The sequence below is a fragment of the Pelatocladus sp. BLCC-F211 genome (assembly GCF_041928655.1).
GTDB lineage: Bacteria > Cyanobacteriota > Cyanobacteriia > Cyanobacteriales > Nostocaceae > Pelatocladus.
In genome coordinates this window covers 1-20,800 of sequence record NZ_JBHFLM010000206.1, presented here as the reverse complement: position 1 = coordinate 20,800, position 20,800 = coordinate 1, and the positions used below count along the sequence as shown (strand labels likewise).

15 protein-coding genes and 2 CRISPR repeat arrays are annotated in these 20,800 nt (G+C 40.3%); of the genes, 4 read left to right on the top strand and 11 right to left on the bottom strand.

From position 1 onward, the window contains the following. Position 1: 1 nt before the first annotated feature. Positions 2 to 214, top strand: a complete 213-nt coding sequence (locus ACE1AT_RS25195) for a hypothetical protein (RefSeq protein WP_374873397.1) — start codon at positions 2 to 4, stop codon at positions 212 to 214. A gap of 99 nt (positions 215 to 313) precedes the next feature. Here the strand turns inward: ACE1AT_RS25195 and ACE1AT_RS25190 are convergent, their stop codons facing one another. The 6 genes from ACE1AT_RS25190 to cas1 (ACE1AT_RS25165) all read right to left on the bottom strand — a co-directional run bounded on the left by ACE1AT_RS25190 (position 314) and on the right by cas1 (ACE1AT_RS25165) (position 6,230). Beyond that, positions 314 to 538, bottom strand: a complete 225-nt coding sequence (locus ACE1AT_RS25190) for a hypothetical protein (protein WP_374873396.1) — start codon at positions 536 to 538, stop codon at positions 314 to 316. A 116-nt stretch (positions 539 to 654) separates the two neighbouring features. Further along, entirely contained in the window at positions 655 to 960 is a 306-nt protein-coding gene (locus ACE1AT_RS25185) for a hypothetical protein (protein ID WP_374873394.1), read from the bottom strand. 149 nt (positions 961 to 1,109) lie between these two features. Beyond that, on the bottom strand, positions 1,110 to 1,379 hold the full coding sequence (locus ACE1AT_RS25180; RefSeq protein WP_374873392.1) for a hypothetical protein: 270 nt from the start codon (positions 1,377 to 1,379) through the stop codon (positions 1,110 to 1,112). A gap of 136 nt (positions 1,380 to 1,515) precedes the next feature. Further along, the gene (gene cas2, locus ACE1AT_RS25175) at positions 1,516 to 1,794 is read right to left on the bottom strand and encodes a CRISPR-associated endonuclease Cas2 (protein WP_374873421.1); all 279 of its coding nucleotides are present in this window, start codon (positions 1,792 to 1,794) and stop codon (positions 1,516 to 1,518) included. After that, on the bottom strand, positions 1,794 to 2,840 hold the full coding sequence (cas1, locus tag ACE1AT_RS25170; RefSeq protein WP_374873390.1) for a CRISPR-associated endonuclease Cas1: 1,047 nt from the start codon (positions 2,838 to 2,840) through the stop codon (positions 1,794 to 1,796). The genes cas2 and cas1 (ACE1AT_RS25170) overlap by 1 nt, the downstream gene beginning before the upstream one ends. A 252-nt stretch (positions 2,841 to 3,092) precedes the next feature. Then, a CRISPR array of direct repeats spans positions 3,093 to 4,003; the repeat unit is 35 nt; unit sequence GTTTCCATTAATTCAACTTCCGAAGAAGTTTAAAG. A gap of 205 nt (positions 4,004 to 4,208) precedes the next feature. Continuing rightward, entirely contained in the window at positions 4,209 to 6,230 is a 2,022-nt protein-coding gene (gene cas1, locus ACE1AT_RS25165) for a CRISPR-associated endonuclease Cas1 (protein WP_374873388.1), read from the bottom strand. 229 nt (positions 6,231 to 6,459) lie between these two features. Here cas1 (ACE1AT_RS25165) and ACE1AT_RS25160 point away from each other — a divergent pair, with 229 nt between their 5' ends. Together ACE1AT_RS25160 and ACE1AT_RS25155 are read left to right on the top strand one after the other, a co-directional pair. Then, positions 6,460 to 7,236, top strand: coding sequence for a DUF4384 domain-containing protein (locus ACE1AT_RS25160; RefSeq protein ID WP_374873386.1), 777 nt, complete (start codon positions 6,460 to 6,462; stop codon positions 7,234 to 7,236). A gap of 213 nt (positions 7,237 to 7,449) precedes the next feature. Next, on the top strand, positions 7,450 to 11,178 hold the full coding sequence (locus ACE1AT_RS25155) for a tetratricopeptide repeat protein (RefSeq protein WP_374873384.1): 3,729 nt from the start codon (positions 7,450 to 7,452) through the stop codon (positions 11,176 to 11,178). A 472-nt stretch (positions 11,179 to 11,650) separates the two neighbouring features. Next, a CRISPR array of direct repeats spans positions 11,651 to 12,198; the repeat unit is 37 nt; unit sequence GTCTCCACTAACAATGTGGAGGCGAATTAATGGAAAC. A gap of 200 nt (positions 12,199 to 12,398) precedes the next feature. Here ACE1AT_RS25155 and ACE1AT_RS25150 read toward each other — a convergent pair. The 5 genes from ACE1AT_RS25150 to cas10 form a co-directional block, all read right to left on the bottom strand. Next, on the bottom strand, positions 12,399 to 14,123 hold the full coding sequence (locus ACE1AT_RS25150) for an RAMP superfamily CRISPR-associated protein (protein ID WP_374873382.1): 1,725 nt from the start codon (positions 14,121 to 14,123) through the stop codon (positions 12,399 to 12,401). A gap of 71 nt (positions 14,124 to 14,194) precedes the next feature. Then, positions 14,195 to 14,584, bottom strand: a complete 390-nt coding sequence (locus tag ACE1AT_RS25145; RefSeq protein WP_374873380.1) for a hypothetical protein — start codon at positions 14,582 to 14,584, stop codon at positions 14,195 to 14,197. A gap of 2 nt (positions 14,585 to 14,586) precedes the next feature. Continuing rightward, positions 14,587 to 15,495: an RAMP superfamily CRISPR-associated protein gene (locus ACE1AT_RS25140; RefSeq protein WP_374873379.1), complete on the bottom strand. Its 909-nt coding sequence runs from the start codon at positions 15,493 to 15,495 to the stop codon at positions 14,587 to 14,589. 3 nt (positions 15,496 to 15,498) lie between these two features. Further along, positions 15,499 to 16,656 carry a type III-B CRISPR module-associated Cmr3 family protein gene (locus tag ACE1AT_RS25135; RefSeq protein ID WP_374873377.1) on the bottom strand — a complete coding sequence of 386 codons (1,158 nt, stop codon included), beginning with the start codon at positions 16,654 to 16,656 and terminating at the stop codon, positions 15,499 to 15,501. A gap of 3 nt (positions 16,657 to 16,659) precedes the next feature. After that, complete coding sequence (cas10, locus tag ACE1AT_RS25130; protein WP_374873375.1) at positions 16,660 to 20,049, bottom strand: type III-B CRISPR-associated protein Cas10/Cmr2; 3,390 nt, start codon at positions 20,047 to 20,049, stop codon at positions 16,660 to 16,662. Between the two features lie 348 nt (positions 20,050 to 20,397). Here cas10 and ACE1AT_RS25125 point away from each other — a divergent pair, with 348 nt between their 5' ends. Next, positions 20,398 to 20,664 (top strand): hypothetical protein, encoded by a 267-nt coding sequence (locus ACE1AT_RS25125; protein ID WP_374873373.1) that lies wholly within the window; start codon positions 20,398 to 20,400, stop codon positions 20,662 to 20,664. The last annotated feature ends 136 nt before the right edge of the window (positions 20,665 to 20,800 follow it).

Genomic DNA, 20,800 nt, shown 5'->3' with positions numbered 1-20,800 from the left:
TATGGCATGGACACAACGCAATGATAATATTCCTGGTTGGGTGTACTTAATCGAAGCTGAAAATGTAACGGGCATCATACCTGGTCGGCTAGTACGGCGGTGCAAAATAGGTTTGAGCCGTAACCCTCAAATGAGACTAGATGCTCTCCATAGTTCACAACCGCCGTGTAATTACGCCATACTCCGCACTATTTACAAAGAAGTAAAAAGTTAAAAGCAATCAGATGTTAATTTCTTTTTACTTTTAACTTTTTAACTTTTAACTCAATAAATGTGCAAGTGTTTCCATTAATTCGACTTCTTGTGAAGTCAGTCAACTCAAAGTATGATCATCGGGTGTTTTCCGCAGTTCTTGCACTTCAAAAATCAGCAAAAATTTTGCAGTTTTAGCAGAGTTATGCAGTACTTGTAAATAAGCAGTAGCTTCGTTTTGACGGCGAAACCGTGCAACTATCTGATGTTGGTTATCAGGAAGAACACGAATAATACACCACGGATGCAATTGCTCAGAATAAGTCACTACAACCTTCTCAGACATTGGAAGTCACCCTTTGAATACACTTTGAAATTGCCTACAATCACACTAATTGAGATGCATTTGCTAAGACAGGTCTGACTGCTATTGACAGCAACAACATTTTGTGAGTGATTAAATCATTGCTTAAAATTAGGAAAACACAACAAGTACAAAATCTGTTCAGGAATCTCCTCAAAATGTTCAAGCAAGAAATCCATCAATGCTAGATGCAGCAAATCACTACGTGTAGGGTTACGTTGATTGCGACCAGTTCTAAACCAACCCCTGACAGTGGAATCAGAACGGGAACAGATTAGGGCAATTTGTTCGTAACTGACAGCCCATTTGGCATAAAATTGTGTTGGTGTCATACCGAATTCCCAATTGCTGTAGAGTGAAATTAGCCGTAATTCTCGCGTTTCTAATGGACGAGGTTTGGGCATATATCTTGAGTAAAAGTGAAAGGATAAAAAGCAAAACAAACAGAAAGGTAAAAAGCCAAAAGTTATTTGGATAAAGAATGTTCTTTTGACTTTTGACTTTTGACTTACCCTTCGGGAAGCCGCTTGCGCGTCTATGACTTTTGACTTAATTAGTGCGAGTCTATATTTGTCACCTCAATACTTTGTGACGAACTGTAACGCCAGTAAAATCGTTTCGCCATAGATGCAGAAGAAGTCCAAATATCACCATCTTTGCAGCGATATCGATGGGTTCTCAAACTACGATAAGACGGGCCATTATTGGCGAAACATTCAAAAGCTTTGTCGTATTGCTTGCGGTCTAAAGCAGGTAATTCATCAAGTTGTTTTTGAACCTTATCAGTGAAAACTAAACGGAACTTGATAGTTTGAATTTGCATCCAGTAGTTTCCGAATATCCAAACTTGACCGAAAGCGTAGAGATGTTTGCACAGCAAGCGGTGGAGCGCGTGCTTTTTCCCAAGCGTTCATTTGGTTATGATTTAATGTGGTAAAAACTTTGTTAAATCGCGGTAACTAGACGATAAATGCTGCGTCGTCTACTACAAATTCAGGTTGCGTACCCAAAACTGCGATTTTGCAACGGTTATGTGCAGACATGGGATAGAATCTTACTTGGTCTTCGCGTTTGTTGACGAGTCGCATCAGATATTTAGATAGAATTTGGTACTGCTTTTCGTCTAGTACGCATTCAAAGACAGACTTTTGCACTCGCAACCCATAAGCTTCCAGAAGTTTCGACACTTTGTTGCGACGGGTGTCGCTAACAATGTCGTAGCAAACAAGATAAAACATCATTTCTTCACCAAGGTTAATGCTGGTTTGTGGGTTTCAGCAATGTTGGTGAAACTGGAATCTTGGGGGTGAAATTTCAATGCTAAGGGGCGGTAGTATTCGATATCGCCTAGCAAACAGGCGAGATATTCACGTACCTGCAAGTCAATACACTGGCGGTAACTTACTTCTCCAGCGTAGGGATGTAGTACAAAGGTTCGTAGCTTTGCTTCCCAATGTTGAAGGAAGCGTTGAAGGAGGGTTCGCGGCTGGGTTTTACCGTTACCATTGCCATTAGAATGAGAATTAGAAAGATTACGCGCAAAATTTAACACCAAATCATCGACGATAGGCGCGTGAAATTCTGCCAGAAAGTCCCATACTAAGGGAAGTTCGTGATCTGTGTCATGGTGTAAGATTGCGTAATCGGGGTGTAGTCCAGCGGTATTGACAAGGGTGTAAATATATTGATGTAGCAGCTGATTTCCCAGGTTTAAAAATCTGCGAATTCGCTTTGCTGTTGTCTGCGGACATCCGTTGTAGAAGTTGAGTAGGGAAGCAATGGCGCAATAGTAGACATTATCAGCTTCTTGGCTGTATTGGCGCAGTTCGTCAAGGGATGTTGCTAATGCTAAGTTATCCATCAGCAGCATCAAGTAATTTGATGCACGTTGAGTTGCGAGACTTGTGTGATGGCGAGTCCAACTTTGCAAAAAGATATTTTGATTGTGCAGTTTTGCCCAAATAATACTTTCTGCTGTAGCGCGATTAAATTCTACATCTCGTGCGCGTCGGCGTTGGTGGATTAGATATTTAGCTGGTTGTTGAGATGTATTTTCTAACCGACCTATATATTCGCTATCTTGGGTTAAATATAAGACAGGAATTTGATGAGCAAGCACGGTTTTTATAACTTCCCTTGGTAGAGGTATGTTACCAAAGATGATGATTTGACTGACGTTACTAATCCGAATACTGATGCATTGTTTTTGTTGATGAAACACCTTTAAGTAATGGTGTTGGATTTTGAGCATCGCATCTTGCTCGGTGATGTAAATTGTGGACATAGTTAAGTAAAAAGTTAAAAGGTAAAGGGCAAAAGAAAAATTGATGTTTTATCTTTAAACTTTTGCCTTATTTATATCTTCTCAAAGGGGTATATATCCTCGTGTATAACTAAGAAGTCTGTATATATAAGTTTGTATATAATTTTTGCTGAGTATATAACTTAGAAAATAAAAAAGCCGGAGTTAAATTCTCCGACTCTTTTTACTCAATTTTTTGTGGTCTCAAAATCTTTGAAAAGATATTTTTCAAAGATTTCTATTAATTCAACTTCCGAAGAAGTTTAAAGTACTGTTAGCTTGGGCGGCAAAATTAAGTTTTTCAGGTTTCCATTAATTCAACTTCCGAAGAAGTTTAAAGTTTTTTTCCAACAGGAAATTCACTCTAATAATAGAAGGTTTCCATTAATTCAACTTCCGAAGAAGTTTAAAGGACTTTACAACGCTCAAACCTTGCCCCATCCTGCAAGCAGTTTCCATTAATTCAACTTCCGAAGAAGTTTAAAGCCGATTTAATACTCTTAAGAAAGCCGCTCAAGCTTTAAAGGTTTCCATTAATTCAACTTCCGAAGAAGTTTAAAGATCAAACATATTGTTTAGTTCTGCTAATGCTCCGAACAAAGTTTCCATTAATTCAACTTCCGAAGAAGTTTAAAGTCATATTCAGACATCTGATCAAGAGCTTATTTGCAAGTTTCCATTAATTCAACTTCCGAAGAAGTTTAAAGTTCGACATCGTAGATACTAAAACTTTAGAGCAAGCTGTTTCCATTAATTCAACTTCCGAAGAAGTTTAAAGCAGAGCAGATACATGACGACACTCAAATGGTCGTCCAAGTTTCCATTAATTCAACTTCCGAAGAAGTTTAAAGCGCGTATTTGCTGTCTGTGTGTCATGTATTTATGAAAGTTTCCATTAATTCAACTTCCGAAGAAGTTTAAAGTCAGGATTTCTGCGACATATCGCCAGAAAAGCTGAATCGTTTCCATTAATTCAACTTCCGAAGAAGTTTAAAGCGCTTGCATTGATTGGTATGAAATTGAAGAGTTTGTACAGTTTCCATTAATTCAACTTCCGAAGAAGTTTAAAGATTTTATGGTACGCCGCGCTTTGAAAGAAGCAGGTGGTAAGTTTCCATTAATTCAACTTCCGAAGAAGTTTAAAGGCTTGGCTCTTGAAAACCTTACCCTGACTAAACTATATACACCCAAATTTGCGGGGGGTCAATCCTACCTGTCAACAAGCGTAATTTATTGAGAAAAAGCTGTCAGCTAATACACCTCAAACCCTTATCCAGAAAGCGATTTGCGGGGGGTAACGAGAGAATCAGTATTTCAGCCATTGCCTACCCCCCGCAAATTTACATTTCTTTACATTTTCCAAATCATCGGGCGATACACTTTCACCTCACCCATCAAACAAGCGATGTATTCTCTGACTTGCAGCTCGATGCAGCGACGGTATGCCACTTTTTGTCCAGTGTGAGTGTGTGTAACTTCTGATTGTAACTTTTCCTCCCATTGCTTGAGAAATTTCTTGAGTGCATGAGGCTGAAAGTATACTCCTTGACGTTCGTCTGGGGGAGTGAAATCATCAATCGCAAAAATTTGAGAGTTCACCAGATAAGCAACCAGAGAATCAACTAATTGCGCTCTCCATTCTTCCACTAAATCAGAAACCAAAGCTGGATGATTATCTCTGGGAACATGTAAGTTACCAAAATGAGTATGTAACCCCATAGTTTGCACAAAAGAATAAACATTTTGGCTTAACAGGGTGTAACCCAAACTCAGCATACTATTAATTGGGTCAGTCGGTGGACGCTTGGTACGCTTTTCAAATTTAAATGGTCCACTGAATAAAGTTCCCAGTGCTTGAAAATATATGGTAGCAGCTTTCCCTTCATATCCCCGCAGCGCATCCATACTTTCAGCAAAAAATAACTTGTCCATCAAAACTTCTAAATCTTTAATCGCTTCTACAACAACAGTCCCATCTACTTCAAATGAATTACGACGACGGTTTAAGCGCATCAACAAATTTCGAGAGTTATGTAACTTCGCCCAGACGATCGCTTCTGCTTGTTGTCTGGTAAACTTATGATCGCGCGAACACTCTACTTGACGCGCTAAATATTCTACTTTCGCTTGTCCTTCGGTCTCTAAGCGTCCAAAATATCTTCCCTTCTGTGACAAATACATGATTGGAATGCGTCGCCGCAGCGCCATACTCACCGCACCATGCGAGACATTACAACAACCAAACAACACAATATTTGTGACTCGTACGATGGGAACTTTTACCCGTAATTGACCTTGATAAAAGACCTGAAATTGTTGATTTTTGAGACTTAAATAAGCACCTTGATCAGTTACGTATAATGTTGTCATAAATTCCTGCCAAAGATGAGATATGGGTGCGCGGGGAAAATTAATCGGCTTGCTAATGTCACAAGCTTTTGGTGGACGGGAAACAAATTTTAGTGGTCGTTCTTTGGGGCGAAAGTAGGGTGTACCCGAAGCATTAACTAACCATTCCCCCTCACGTCTAGGTTCTGGAGTCGGAGGTGCGTAAACTTTTCCATTGGCAAAGCGGTAGCCAAGAAACGTAAACTCTTCATGAGGTGCAAAAACTTGCGTTTTTTCAGGTTGGAGGGTGAGATAAAGTCCCCCTAACCAAGTTGTGATTTTGTCGAGAATACGGTTTGCTTCTGTCCAACTGCTACAAGCAATAGCAAAATCATCACCGTATCGCACTAAATTAATCCCGTGACTGAGGCACTTTCTGTCAAAAGCAGTCAAGTATAAATTTGCTAATGCTCCCGACAGTATCCCTCCTTGCAACACGCCTTTACCAAAATTGATGTACTTACCGCCAAGCACAATTCCAGACTTGATTTGTTGTTCTAGCAATTCCAGTACTATTGCTTCCAGGTGCAATGTTTCTAACCCAGTGAATAGTAAAGCCCAAGACAAGTTGTCAAAAAACTGAGCGATATCAGCTTTGATGATCCAAGTTGGACGATACTGGTAGTAAGAAAATAAACGCTGAACTGCCTGTTGAATATTGCATCCAGGACGATATGCATAGCTACAATCAACAAATGTGTCCTCCAGAGGTAAGTACAATTCCTCCAGTAGTAAGCGCTGGACGATTCGATCGCGCACCGTCGAAATACCAATGAGACGCTTACCACCACTTTTCTTAGTCAAATAAAACCCTTTTGCAGGACTAGCGCGGTAAGATTTTTGTTGTAGCTGACGTAAAATGATCCGTAACTGTTGATCAGCAGAAGCTGCAAACAAGTCAACAGTAATTCCATCCACACCAGCACTGCGACTTCCCGCACGGACTTGAACCCACGCAAAAAGCAGTTGTTCGAGGGTGAACATGGTATAAAGTAAAAAGTTAGAAGTTAAAAGGCAAAAGATTAAGTTAAAAGAAATAAATTTCTCTTTTAACTTTTTACTTTTGGCTTAATTTGATTGTCGCAAGGTGGTATATAAGTACCTATATAAGTTCTCGTAAAGGGTATATAACTTTGTATATAACTTAAACCAAGAATTATTTACCTTTTGATTTTTCTTTTACCTTTTAACTTTTGACTTTTGACTTTTGACTATGCCAAAGCGGACGCTAGTTGCATCACTTAAAGGTATCGAAAGGGCTAAAAATGCCTTGATGCGTAAGAATCTGACTCAACAAGCCCTAGCTGATGATGTTGGTGTTGCGTCTTGGGCAACTATTAGTAAATTCTTCAACGGTATACCTATTAGTTATAATATTTTTACCGAAATCTGTACTATTCTTGATTTAGACTGGCAAGATATAGCTGCATCATCTAATTCAGATATTTCAGAAGAAAAGGAAAATCAAAAAACACTTCTTACATCTGTTGAAGAACTTTGGCAACAACTTCAAACGCTAGGTTCCCCTACTGAAAAAATGGGTTTAGTGCTAGTAAAAGAAGAAACCCTCGGTTGGGGTTGGCAAGAGAATAGTTCTTATGCAAAGTCTGTATCTTTAGGGAATCATATTCGCTTTGAAGTCAATCTTGAAAGCTCCGGATATTTATTACTTATACAAAAAGATACATCTGGACAAGTTTGGTGTTTTTGTCCTTCCTGTTTCGCTTCTCAACCACAGCTAGATACTGGTAAAACTATTGTGCCTCAAGAGGGTTCACCGATGACATCTTTCCCAATTGAAGGCAATGCTGGTAAAGAGCATATTTTAGCAGTAATTACCAAAGATGCGCCTAGTCTTGATTGGCTACCCCAAGGAAGTGACGAACCTTTGCAATTAGAAGAAAGTCATTTGGGACAATTACTAGAATTTGTAAATGAAAGTGAAGAATGTCAGGTTTTATATACAGATTACATGATTACTGCAAATTAAAAAGTAAAAAGATAAGATAAAACTTGTGTTCGTAGTGAGCGATTTATCGCTCTGGACAAGGGTTTAGAGGGCTAAAGCTTGACTGAACCGTATTGTCTAAAAGAAATTGCTCCAAGATTTATCGCTCTGGACAAGGATTTAGAGGGCTAAAGCCCTTACTACGAGCTTTGATTTAATAGAGTCTTTCTACTTAGAAATATCTGGAATCAGCAGATGAAAGAAATTCTAGAAAAAATAGATCAACTTAATCGAGAAGTAGTGCAACTTGCTGGACAAGGCAAATTTGAACAAGCGATAATTGTTGCACAAGAAGCTATAAAAATAGGACGCAAAAATCTATATAAACATAAAACTTTTGCAGATAGTTTAAATAATCTTGCAGAATTATATCGAATGTTAGGATATTTTTCGCAAGCGAAACCCTTATATATCGAAGCCTTAAACTTGCGAAAAGAATTATTAGGAGATTCACACCCAGATATTGCCCAAGCTTTGAATAATCTTGCAGCATTTTATGTTGCTCAAGGACTATATTCTCAAGCAGAAACTTACTTGTTTGCAGCTTTAGATATTTTTAAACTTAATTTAGGTGATGAACACGAGCAAATTGCCAATTATTTAAATAACATTGGCGAAGTTTATCGAGAACAAGGACGCTTTAAAGATGCAGAAAAGATGCATCTAGAAGCACTAGATATGCGAAAGCGGTTATTGGGAGATTCCCATGCTGATATTGCTCAAAGTTTGGATAATCTTGCAGTACTTTACGAAAATCAAGCACGTTATGCTGATGCTGAGAAAATGCATTTGGCAGCATTAGCAATGCGAAAAGAATTGCTGGGCGATGAACATTGGTATATTGCTGTCAGCTTAAATAATTTAGCAGCATTGTATCACTCCCAAGGACTTTACTCTCAAGCTGAAGAAAATTATTCCCAAGCATTGGAACTATCTAAAAAATGTCTTGGTGAGCAACATCCTTATGTAGCAATTACCTTAAATAATCTTGCTAATACTTATAATGATCAAGGGCGTTATGCAGATGCAGAAAACATGCATTTAACAGCCTTGGCAATGCGAAAGAAATTATTTGGAGACGAGAATTTAGAAGTTGCACAGAGTTTGAGTAATTTGGGAGATATCTATCTTCTAGAAGGACGTTATGTGGAAGCGGAGCAAGTGTATGTAGAAGCGTATTCTATCAGAAAAAGCTCCTTAACTCCCAAACATCCCGATATTGCCCTCAGTTTACATAATCTCGCAGTTCTCTACGCCTATCAAGGACGCTACCAAGCAGCCGAAGAAAAATATTTGTCAGCATTGTTGCTTTACAAAAATATATATGGTAAAAATCATCCTAGTGTTGCTGATAATTTAAATCATTTGGGTGGACTTTATAAAGAGCAAGGACGTTTTTCGGATGCTGAACAAAAATATTTAGAAGCTTTAGCAATTAGAAAGAATTTATTTGGACAAGAACATCCTGATATTGCAGACAGTTTGAATAGAATCGCAGAAATTTATCGTTTACAAGGGCGGTATTCCCAAGCCGAAGAGATTTACCATGAAGCGTATTTGTTGAGTAAACGCTTACTAGGAGAAATGCATCCTGATGTGGCAGCGTATCTCAATAATTTAGGAGTATTATACGATGCTCAATTTAAATATTCGCAAGCAGAGCAGTTATTTTTAAAAGTATTGTTAATTGTCAAAAATCAGTTCGGTAATAAACATCCACAAGTAGCTAGTACGATGAATAATTTGGCTACAATTTATGGCAGTCTGGGGCGCTATGACCAAGCGGAAAAAATGCATTTAGAAGTATTAGATATCAGGAAATCTTTATTAGGTCAAGAACATCCAGATATTGCTAACACTTTAAATAACTTAGCAGAAATATACTTATCTGGTGGACGCTACCTTGAAGCTGAAGAATATTACACAGCAGCCTTATTGATGAGGAAGTCTCTGTTGGGAGATCATCATCCAGATGTAGCATTTAGTTTAAATAATTTAGCAACTTTATTAGCTGCTACTCAACGTTTTGATGATGCTTTGTCATGTCGCCTTCAAGCTAGCGAAATTAATGATAAGCTAATTAGTAATGTATTTGCTTTTAGTTCTGAAAATGACCGGATAGCTTGGATTGAAAAAATCAGAGGTAATTTCGATTTATTTCTCTCTCTAATTTACAAACATCTTCCCAATTCAAAATATGCGTTGCAACAAGCGTTAGATTTTGTCCTCAAACGCAAAGCCTTAACATCTGCGTCATTAGCTGCTCAAAATGAAGCTTTAGCGAGCGATCGCTATCCCCATCTCCAAGAACAGTTTCGTCAATTGAGTGATTTGAATGCACAGTTGGTCAAGTTGACTTTTTCTACGCCTCAAATCAATGATTTCACGAATTATCAGCAAGAGTTAGCACAACTGGAGGCTAGATATAACCACTTACAAAAACAACTAGCGTCTCAAGTACCAGAAATTCAATTAACAAAGAAACTTCCTGATCGATTTGCGGTGGCTGAGGCATTACCAACTAACTCGATTTTAGTTGAATTTGTGCGTTTCGATGTCTACGATTTTCATGCAGTCCCAGCTAGAGAACAAATACAATGGCATCCTGCTCGTTATTTGGCATTTATTTTACCAGCCCAGCAGCCTGATGCAGTGCAGATGATCGATTTAGGAGAAGCCGAAGTTATTGATGAGCTAATTTCAGGATTGCGATCGCTTGCTTGTAACCCAACTAAGGAAACCTTAGCTTGGGGAAAAGTTTCTACTACGCCTAAATTAAAAATTAAACAATACGATCCAACACTAGCTATTCAACTAAGTCAAGCACTTTTTGCTCCAATCCGTGAACTAGTACAAGGTTACAAACATCTGATACTTGCACCAGATGGGAACCTGAACTTGCTACCGTTTCAGATATTACCAACTGATGAAACGGGTACACATCTGCTCATGGATGAATATACCATCTCGTATTTAGGTGTCGGGCGGGATATTCTTCGCTCTCAAGTTCAGACAACGCGCGCTGCGGATGCACCTATAATTATGGCTGATCCAGATTTTGATTTGGTTAGTGAGCAGAGGATTGGCGAAGTCGGGTTAGAGGGACAAGGGGGACAAGGGGGAGAAGAATTTATCGATACTCTTGATGGTGAGGCTTTATCTCGCGCTCCTGGTACAAGGTTTCTTGGTGAAAGTGTTGCTAAAAAGCTACCAGATGCGCGGTTATATGTGGGAGCAGAAGCACTCTCAACTCGCCTAATCAGTAGTAAGTGTGCCAAAGTTATGCTCATCGCTACTCACGGTTTGTTCTTACCCGACTCGCCGCAGCAACCACCCACCCAATATCCTATTAATCCAAAATCCATCATCCAAAATCTAAAATCGACTAACCCCATGATGCGTTCTGGACTTGCTCTTGCGGGTGCTAATACTTGGTTAAAGAACGGTACTCTACCTCAAAAAGCAGGTAAAGGCTTTGTTTTTGCTCAGGAGATCGCCAGCTTGGACTTGTGGGCGAACGAATTGACTGTATTGTCTGCCTGCGATACTGCCAGAGGAGATATTAAAATTGGCGAAGGAGTGTTTGGATTGCGCCGAGCTTTTACGGTGGCTGGTGCAAAAACCCTGGTAATGAGTCTGTGGAAAGTGCCTGATAGAGCAACGGCGCTATTGATGGATCGGTTTTTTGATAACTTACAGGATGGAATGGGGTATACTGAAGCATTACAAGATGCTCAGAATTATATACGTAAAATTACTGTAAAGGAATTAAGGGAATCTGCCTTGGGTATGGAAGTTTTGAAGGAACTTTTGGGAGTAAAGGAATTATTGCCAGAAACAAAAATTGATTGTCAACAAGAAGATACACCGCTTGAGCATCCCTTTTACTGGGGTGCGTGGATTTGTCAGACAAGTGAAAAGTAAAAAGAAACGGATTACAAGACTTTAAATTTCTTCGGAAGTTGAATTAATGGAAACAGGATTAATTTTGTAGTTTTCAACCTATTTGAAAACAATTTAAAATTGTTTGAAGCCAATTACCGACAATTCAAAAGTGCGATCGCATCCCATTTCCAAAAAACCTTATTCAGCAAATAGACTAAAATATGTATCAGAGTGCTAGCTTGTTACTAAACACCAAATTTTTTCGCGAACCCTTAGCTGTTTTTATCGAACGCTTGTTATATAAGACTCAAAAGCTTATCTGTACTAGCTTTGAGCGATTTTATCTCCAAAGGAGGTTCGCGGAAATGCTGAAATCCTTACCACAACTAATGTCTGGGCAATTTTACACACCAAGGAATTTGACAGGTGATGGCTGAAACGGTACTTTTGGATCTGGTTCGCGAAAATGGACGCTGTAAGTCTTTTATTTCAAGGCTTTCAAACCCCAGCAGTCTCCACTAACAATGTGGAGGCGAATTAATGGAAACGGTATCTCTATCGCTAAGTAATTGGGGTTGCAAAAACAAGGTCTCCACTAACAATGTGGAGGCGAATTAATGGAAACTTTTAGCTGCCAAGCGCGGCTCAACAAAATCACAGAAGAGTCTCCACTAACAATGTGGAGGCGAATTAATGGAAACGGAAAACGAGCGCACTTACGACGCAATCTTCACCACGTCTCCACTAACAATGTGGAGGCGAATTAATGGAAACCGGCGTACCTGAACCCACACCGCAAATATCCAAAGTCTCCACTAACAATGTGGAGGCGAATTAATGGAAACCGGCAAGATGGCGGCTGCACTGCCCGGTGCTACGTCTCCACTAACAATGTGGAGGCGACTTAATGGAAACCTATCGTTACTTCAACAACATCTAAGGACACCCAAGTCTCCACTAACAATGTGGAGGCGAATTAATGGAAACATTCTTCACGCTACCCTTGAAATGCTCTCTATTCAGTCTCCACTAACAATGTGGAGGCGAATTAATAGACCTCTGGTGAAAAAGAATGTAGAGACGTGAAATTTCGCGTCTTCTAAGAAACTTGCGCTGAAAGGCTTATAAAATCGTACTTTTTGATTTCCTCACAGTGCAAGTTTCTTCCATCTATGTTGGGTTGCGATCGCCGCCCATTACCCGCTCTACAATTGGGTAACGTATGATTAAATTCGGTCGATGTCCATTAGCTGAAAAATTTAAGGAGAAACACCGAATAAATGTACTTTTCCTTCTATCCTGTTCAAATCTTGAAGAAATTGTGCGCGAATATGATTTGACTGAGGTGATTTTCCTCCCATAAATAAGCAAACAATTTCTTGACAATCTACATCTATTTCTTGACTAGATATATTAATTCGCTTAATACTTGCCCATGAACAATGAGGATTTTTATTGGCAGCATTGCCTCCAATATCTGGATTACGTTTGTAATTGCGTGGGGGAGTTTGTTCGTAAATCAGGTGCATACCTTCTCCACGAGTTTCTACCGCATTGGTTTCCAGCCACTCCAAATCATTCTCATCAATTGGATTAGCTTCGGGGCCGGGAACAGCATAAACAGCGCAAGTACGGGGAGAAAATACCTCAGCCTCTAATAACTGATTTGCATCAATGTTGATTCTGTCAGCCCACCGCGATCGCACAGCCGTCAACCAATTATCATAGGCAGAAGTCCAATTTTCTGACTTGGGTCGGAATCTGTAAGGTTGTGTTTCTCGATTTTTAGTTTTTGGATTAGTAACTTGGTGCGTCATGATTAAATGACTTCCCCGCGTTGCAGCTCTGTTATTATTTTCCATATGAAAAATATGTAATGGTCGTCGCCAACCTCTACCAACACCACCTGTACTGACTGCAAATCGAATAATTGGCAGAATAATTTTGTTGAGAATTTCGCTTGGTGCAGTAACTTGTAATTTCCCCTCCCAAACATAAAAGTAGGGTTCGTTAATTGAGCGATCGCCCCAAATTTCTGGGTCTGGAATCATGCGGATTTTTACGCAACCTTTGCGGGTATGTGGTTCTATGGTTCCCATTAGTTCCCATAAGGTTTTTTGTGCGTTATCTTTGGACATGACACCTAACAGGAACCGTAATATCCAAGAACGTAACCAACCACGCCAATGGGAAGGACGAAACTCTTGTTGTTGGCGATCAGCACCAGAACAACCTTGGCTGTAGAGTTTAAATTCAAAGGTTTTAGTGGTGGAACCATTTTCAGCTTGACGCAATTCTGGTGATGCTCGAAAACCGCTAGGTGGTTTAATCTGACCATATCCCGCAGAAGTACGACTGCCAACTCCATAAATACTAAGTGCTTGTTGCACCCATTCCCAAACTGTTTGTACTTCTTGGGGGCTAGCTAACCCTGGAATCCCTCGAATTGCGACTATTACTGGAATAGTATCTTCACTATTTCCCAAAGTATAAACAGAAAGTGGTTTACCTTGCCCCTCATGGTAGACTTGAAAGCTTTCCTGTGGGTTAACTATATCTAGAACAAGTTTAGTTGCTGTCTGGGGCCAAGCATCTAAAAATTCAATTTTGCCCCCTTGAATCACATTTCCTTGTTGACATCCCAGCAAATCCAACATTTGGTTACGAATGCTGGGACGTTCCATTGCCCACGCACGCACGATTCCCCGAATTGAAGAACCAGGAATATAGCCATTGAGGGGAAGTTCTGACATTTGATCCAAATTTTCGTCTAATTGGCGTTTATCTTCTGGTCGCCCATTAGTAACGTACCAAGCACCACAAGGTTCTCCCGCAGAAACCATTGTTTCTACATCAGGATGGGGAAATGAACCAACTTTACTTCTCCATTGCAGAGTAAAAGTATCTTTCTTGAATAAATTTGATGTTCCTCGACGTTGATGTTGCTTTTCTAGTAAATCAACCAATTGCAGTCCAGTGTACATATAAGTAAGTAAAAAAAGGTAAAAGTAGAGACGCGATGTTCCTCGCGTCTGCACAAAAGTCAAAAGAGGAATTATGCACAATAGGCTCTTGCCCAAAAGTTCCAATAATTGGATAGAATCATAGCCTTGCGCCAAGTCACCATATATTTTGCTGGTTCATCCTTTGCCATTTGGACAATCATCTCGCGTAATTCTTCTGGTGAAGGTGGTGTTTGTGAATTGATCAGTTGACCAAGCAGCGATTTCCACACGGGGAGAATACGCGATCGCACTATTCCTCCTTGGGCATTTGTTTGGTTGACATAGGCTGCGGCTGAGAGTAAACCAAAAACTCGCAAATGCTGAGATAGCCTTAAAATCGCGTTTAACTCTTCTTTGCTAATTGCAGGGTTAGGGCTATTTTCAAGATAGTTTTGAATATGTTGATGAGCAGTCAGGCTCATTTGTTCTGGCTTAATCATGATTACACCTCCACTGGTACAGGTTGACTTGTTTTTAATCCGGGCAAAGTATTATTTGTCACCCAGCCTTGTACCCAACCTCGCCCGACATTGGCTTGCCCACCAATTTGAAATACTCCTGTAACAACATCCATCAAACAATCATGTTCGCGTTGGGCTACTGGATTATTTTTGTTTAATTTGTAACCCCAAGGATAGTAGAGAATAGTATCTCTAGGAATGCAAACATCAGTCCAAAATATTTCTGCACCACCTTCATCATCATCTTCATCATCATCTTCACCACCAACTTTGTTAATTTTGTTGCGAATCTGCGTCCACAGTGAATGCTCCATTAAAGTTTGAAAATCGCTATCAGCAAGGACGATGCGATTATTATTCCAGGTTGACTTAACTGCATCAGCAAGCGATCGCTGCCAATCTCCGGCTAGTGCGATCGCTTCTTTTTGTTCGTTCGTCAGTGCAGAAACTTGTAATTGAGCGTCAGCAACGTAATAAGTACCCGTTTGAGTACCTACAGGATGATTGGGAAAATCACTGATTGGTAGTCTAGATAGTAATGCATGGTCGCGGATCAAGGAATGACAGCTTACCCAGGTAAACACATTACGATTGCCGTTCATTGCCATTGTCCGCATCGGCACCCAAAGTAGTCTAGCATCACCAAACCAAACTTGATGAACCCCCATTTGTCCATCTGCACTTAATTCCTTACCAAATAATTTATCTGCGGCGGCTGGATCAATAGAGTTTACATCCCAGCGTAGGCTACCTCGTAAAGAAGAACCTGGAATGTAAGGAAAATCGGTGTGTACTTCGCGGACAATATCTAAAATATTTCCTAAATCGCCTTCGCCACCACAATGAATTGGCGCAAGTGTGTAAAGATATCCAGTACGAAAATCACTCATTGATTAAGTTCCTTTTCCCCATAAAAGTTTTCCGTAATTGAGCTGTTTAAAAGTCTCCAACCAGCGTCCACCTTGTTCGGGTAATAACTGCGGATTTGTAGGTATTTCACCATTGAAAATGTATACCGTTCCTGGTGGAACAAACGCCCGTTGCGGTAACAGTGCAAACTCCTCCCTTGTTTTGTTATCGTCTGTGTGTTTACGCAGTGTCGATACACCACCCCACAGCAAAGCTTTATCTGTCGCGCAGCCTTTTAGCTGTTGCTTCCAAGCTTGGGGATAGCTGCTGTAGCGTGTTTCTGCAAATACCGCTAGTCCAGGGGTCAGCAGATAGGCAAAGTTTGGTACTGTTGATGAGCGTTCGCCTCTGGCGTTGCGCGCTTCGCGCTTATCGCTGTTGACTAAAAAATCAAGTTGTGTTTTCAATGTGTCATCTGCTTCCATTTTTAGTGGTGATACCAAAGCCCGATGTCCCTCACCTCCTAACCGCACAACACTTTCTGTAATCTCGCTGCTAAACGCTGCTACAAAACACCATCCATCTTCAAGGCGAACTGCAACTTCGGTAAAGTAGCCATCAGCATCTTTAACTTGTCGCTTGTCAGGTTGCATTTGGATGTGGGGTAATACCTGCGTTTTCCAAGGATTGCGGTGAAAGTCTTGTTTACACCAATGATTGCTATTTTTTTGACCTTCAAGGTAATCAAATAGTACTTCAGCTTTGATCCAAGGTTTGGGCGGGCTGATAGTCCCATCCCATTTTTGATTTAGAACCAGTGGCTCGATTTGCTCTCCATCAAACACCAAGTGCTTCCACGCCCCATATTGGCGGTCAACGGGTTGTAGACGTTGAATTTCGCTCCAGTTATCTGTGGCAGTTTTGCGGTTTTCACCAGGGGGATATAAACAAACTAAATCTTTGGGTGTGGGTAACCAAAGGGTATGGTTGCTATCTAATAAAAAGGGGCCAAGAAAACTTAAATGGCGTTGAGTCCGTTCGGCTTGATTGCTGCTTTTGGGTAGAAGCGATCGCAAAGCCTGAAATACTGTAATTGGCATTGGTGGAAACAATCCCTTCGCCCACGAACCTTCACCAGGGCTAAAAGGTTTGCAATCTCGAAATAGTAAAACATCCAGTGGAGTAATTGTATACCAGTGCATACTTCATAAGTAAAAAGTGAAAAGTAAAAAGAAAGATAAAAGGCTTAATCTTATTCTTTGGCTTTTATCTTTTTCATTCCATTTGAACCGTTCCACCCGCTTATCGACCCAAAAAGCGGTAAATCTCAAAAGTTTGGCTAAATCTTCTGGTTTAGTACCAATGGGTTCTGAGTTACTTTTTTGGGCTTCCTTAGCCCATTGTTCTGGAGTTTGTTGCTCCCAACCTTTGAGGTGTTGTTTCGCCCATTCTTTGAGAGCTAGTTTCGCCCATTCTTCCCATTTGTCTAACCATTGCTTAATTTTGCTAAATACCTCATCAAGTTGTTTGCTCTTGTCGCGGCTTTCCATAATGACTTTCGCGGCTTTAGAAAACAGATGGTAATGATCTGTAATGTCAGCGCGATTGGGGAGTTCTTCGGCTAACCGATATAGTAGTGGGCTAAGTTTGTCTTCGTATAATTCATAATCCTTGACCCAATCCCACCATGTCTCTAGTAATTCGCCTTTCATTAATGCTTCTAACTGATTACCACCACCATAAATTACTCTCAAGCAAATACCATCTTTGCCAGACATTTGTTTAGCTCTGTCGCTTTCTGCTTTCCAAAGACTTTCCAGTACAGTGGGTAGAGGAATGCTTTTGTGAGCAATTACCACACCAGCACTCATAGTTGCGTTCTTTCCCATTGTGAAGTGGGGGCGTTGAGGTAATCCATTTACTCGTTCTGTGGGATACCAGTAGCCTGTAGTTCTATCTGCTCGATCTGTTTGGTTATTTGACTGAGAAACAACTCCATTACGTTGATTTTCAAACTCTTGTTTGGGATCTTTTGCACCACTCCAAGCAGCACGCAGTGATAATAGATATTCTGGTAAATCTTCTAAGGGTAGCACCACCATAACATCATCGCCACCACTGTAAATGACGCGGCCGCAGAAACGCTCTTCTGTTAAGTAGGGAACTAAGCGATTGGAGAAGTCTAATAATGCGCGGTTTAAGCCTACGTGGGTAGCTGGCCCCATGCGTTTATCAGTTTCATCGAGGAATTGATGAAATAGATTGTCGTCAAAATCTGCGATGCTTTTATTGATAGCATCTTCTTCAACATAAGACCTGTATGTTTTGAGTTTTTTTCCAGAAACATAGTCACCCATACCATCACCATCAGCAAGGATAATTACCCACCAATCGGCGGGGCTGCTGTCACCAAAGCCAGTATCCTGATGGGCTTGTTGGACGATTTCTCTTAAAATCTCAACTTGTTTGCGATTGTTTTGACTTTGAGATGAATCTGCGCTAGTGCTGGTCATGATACGTTCCTTTTCTTGCAAACCCATGTCATCGATGAGCCATTTACTAGAAAACATCACACCGTTGTAACTACCTTTGAGGTCAGGGAATGCCTGCTTAATTGCTTTATCTGTATTTGGGATGTGGAACGGACGACTAGTTTTGGCGTAAAAAGTGCGTTGCTGTAAACGTGAAAACTTATTTTTATGTTGTTTGAAAAGTCGATATAAATTTCTTCTATAAGCTTGCATCAAATATGGATGTTCCCGTGCAAAAGCAGCAGCGGCGATGGAACTGAGGTTAGGAAACCTAATTAATTGTTCGTAATCAATGATTTTGGTTGTTTGTTCGACGTTTTGGTTGCTAGCTTCTGGGTCCAATTCGGTAGCTACTTCATCAGGTAGTGGGTCTTCGATTAATTCGATAGGAATTCCCAAAGATTTTGCTACACCTCCATAAACCCAAGCCATTCGTTTGGTGAGTTCCAGTGCATTAAGTTTCTCAGAACCGTTAAATAAACCAGGATAAGCCTCAGACATGATAAACCAAAATAAGCGCAGCGAACCTGCGGCTACACCACCACCTTGACGTAAGTCTCGTGTTTGTCCTCCAAGAGTTTGTGTTACTTGATAATTAAGCCGAGGGTGGACAGCGCTAAATTGACCTGATATTGTAGAACGTTCACCAGGAGCAGTAGCAATTTGCCAATTACGGGTATATTTAACATCATTTAAGCAATGTCGCAAGCGTTGCTGGATGCTACCCCACCATGTCCCGACATTTAAATATGTATAAAATTGTTTTTCAAATTTATCGGGTAAATCTACAAGCGGTTGAGCAATTTCGCTTTGGCAATCAATCCAAGGTTGATCAAAAGTACCATTGGTTTTATTAATGGCTAATGCTTGTTGTGGGTTTCCTAATGGTATGGCTGTCCAGTATGGTTCCCAAGTGTAATTGAGTTGGGTTTCCCAAAGCTTATTCCATTCCCAACAGCTTTGTTGCCTAAGAAGTTGCAGTTCTCTGCGGTAAGGATCGAGGGCGGCGGGTGTATTTTTAAATTCGGGGAATACTTGTTCTAATATGTTCTCTAATTCTTCTAGAGTTTGATGATCTAAAAATTCTATAACTTGTTGTCTAATATGGGTTTTGACTTCTGTACCTATGTTGACCCATTCTTCAATGAGTCTTTGAGTGAGACACTTTCCCCATTTTTTAGCTTCTTGTTCTCCTGAAACCACAACGGTAATTGCATTGGGGAAACCAGCTGTGCTTAAACTGGTGGATATTTTATCTGTAAACCGTCTCACTGGGTTTTGATGATCCTCTTGAAGACGCTCAAAATCAGGCGCAAAATCAGGATATTTTTGCATAATCAATGCATCAATAATTTCCTGACTCCAGAGCGAAGGTACAATTACAGCATCAGGACCAAGCTGTTGGGCAATATGCCAACACAATCGGCTACTGAGATAATGAAGCAGATATGACCCCGCCCAAAAATCAAGGAATTTCCGCGAGGACTTGATAAATTCCTGTACTGGGGAGAAAGTAAATACTAATAAATATGGAGTTTGATGTTTTTCTCCGGTCTGCCAAATTTCGGGAAACATCGCACCTGTCAAGGCTGATACTGTGCTTTGGTGGCTGTGTAGGGGACAGTCAGGGATGACTTGATGTGCGGGGAATAGTAATGCATCGTGTTGTTTGTCTGCTAACAGTTCTGGGTAAAATCGCCAAAACCACCAAAAAACTTTTTGAGCATCTGTTTCGCTTTTTATCTGGCTAATATCTGGTGCGTTATCGTTTAGTTGTAATGCTCTAACCTCCTGTTTTTGACCACTGATCGGATGATGAACGGTTACAGCTTGTGTATTGTCTGTGCGTTCTATATGAGATAGATTAACGCGATCGCACGACGAACCAATATCTTGTGCTTGTTTACCTCTTTTGATACTATCTTGCTCATTACTTGCTCCCCACCATTCTCGAAGCTGTGGTAAGTCAGGGAGTAAACATTCTAATTGGGTGGTGAGGTTTCCCCAGTTTGGTAAATTTGGTGCTTGTAGTAGTGCATATAACTTACGTTGGTAGAAATTCATGGACTAGGATGTATGGCTATAAGTTTGAAAACAGCTATTTTAGTGAGATTTTAGGCTGTGGTTGATTTTCTGGTTTTACCCAGATGAGTTTTTTAGACACTAAATACATACTTCATTAAGTGAACAACTAATTACGCAAAAATACGGTTAATTAATATATTTTTTTTGTAAAAAATCTAAATTTTATTAAGTAATATCAATGTATTGAGAAGTAGTGTTTTGTCTGAGACACATCGCCAGGCATTTGTTAAGGCAATATTAATATCGTTTCTATCTGCCCATAGTCATGTTTTTATTTAAACTTGAATATCTTTTCCTCCTGTTATTTGTCTGCATCAATATCAACCTATGACCACCCATCTCTTAAAACGCATCCTTATTCTTACCGCTAACCCCAGGCAAACTAACCGTCTGCGCCTAGATGAAGAAGTTCGAGAAATCGATGATGCTCTGCGCCGTGCCCGCCATCGTGATCAACTAGAATTAGTACAACGTTGGGCAGTTACTCCCAGAGAAATGCAACGGGCAATATTAGAGGTTAGTCCCCAAATAGTTCACTTTTCTGGGCATGGTGTCGGAGATCAAGGACTAGCACTCGAAGATGAAACTGGGTAAGCGTTCAGGGGGTGTAAAGAAAACAAAAAACATTTCCCAAAATCAAGGAATGAAATTAAGCCGCTTTCAATAACTCAGAATCATCAGAACAAGGAGTAACTTGTGGAAGCAAAGAAGGTGGAGTGTTATCACCACG

Coding starts and splice junctions, on each gene's coding strand:
- ACE1AT_RS25125 (WP_374873373.1), top strand. CDS start 20,398: ATGACCACCCATCTCTTAAAACGCATCCTTATTCTTACCGCTAACCCC.
- cas10 (WP_374873375.1), bottom strand. CDS start 20,049: ATGAATTTCTACCAACGTAAGTTATATGCACTACTACAAGCACCAAAT.
- ACE1AT_RS25140 (WP_374873379.1), bottom strand. CDS start 15,495: ATGAGTGATTTTCGTACTGGATATCTTTACACACTTGCGCCAATTCAT.
- ACE1AT_RS25190 (WP_374873396.1), bottom strand. CDS start 538: ATGTCTGAGAAGGTTGTAGTGACTTATTCTGAGCAATTGCATCCGTGG.
- ACE1AT_RS25195 (WP_374873397.1), top strand. CDS start 2: ATGGCATGGACACAACGCAATGATAATATTCCTGGTTGGGTGTACTTA.
- ACE1AT_RS25160 (WP_374873386.1), top strand. CDS start 6,460: ATGCCAAAGCGGACGCTAGTTGCATCACTTAAAGGTATCGAAAGGGCT.
- ACE1AT_RS25150 (WP_374873382.1), bottom strand. CDS start 14,123: ATGTACACTGGACTGCAATTGGTTGATTTACTAGAAAAGCAACATCAA.
- cas1 (WP_374873388.1), bottom strand. CDS start 6,230: ATGTTCACCCTCGAACAACTGCTTTTTGCGTGGGTTCAAGTCCGTGCG.
- ACE1AT_RS25180 (WP_374873392.1), bottom strand. CDS start 1,379: ATGCAAATTCAAACTATCAAGTTCCGTTTAGTTTTCACTGATAAGGTT.
- ACE1AT_RS25145 (WP_374873380.1), bottom strand. CDS start 14,584: ATGATTAAGCCAGAACAAATGAGCCTGACTGCTCATCAACATATTCAA.
- ACE1AT_RS25155 (WP_374873384.1), top strand. CDS start 7,450: ATGAAAGAAATTCTAGAAAAAATAGATCAACTTAATCGAGAAGTAGTG.
- cas2 (WP_374873421.1), bottom strand. CDS start 1,794: ATGTTTTATCTTGTTTGCTACGACATTGTTAGCGACACCCGTCGCAAC.
- ACE1AT_RS25135 (WP_374873377.1), bottom strand. CDS start 16,656: ATGCACTGGTATACAATTACTCCACTGGATGTTTTACTATTTCGAGAT.
- cas1 (WP_374873390.1), bottom strand. CDS start 2,840: ATGTCCACAATTTACATCACCGAGCAAGATGCGATGCTCAAAATCCAA.
- ACE1AT_RS25185 (WP_374873394.1), bottom strand. CDS start 960: ATGCCCAAACCTCGTCCATTAGAAACGCGAGAATTACGGCTAATTTCA.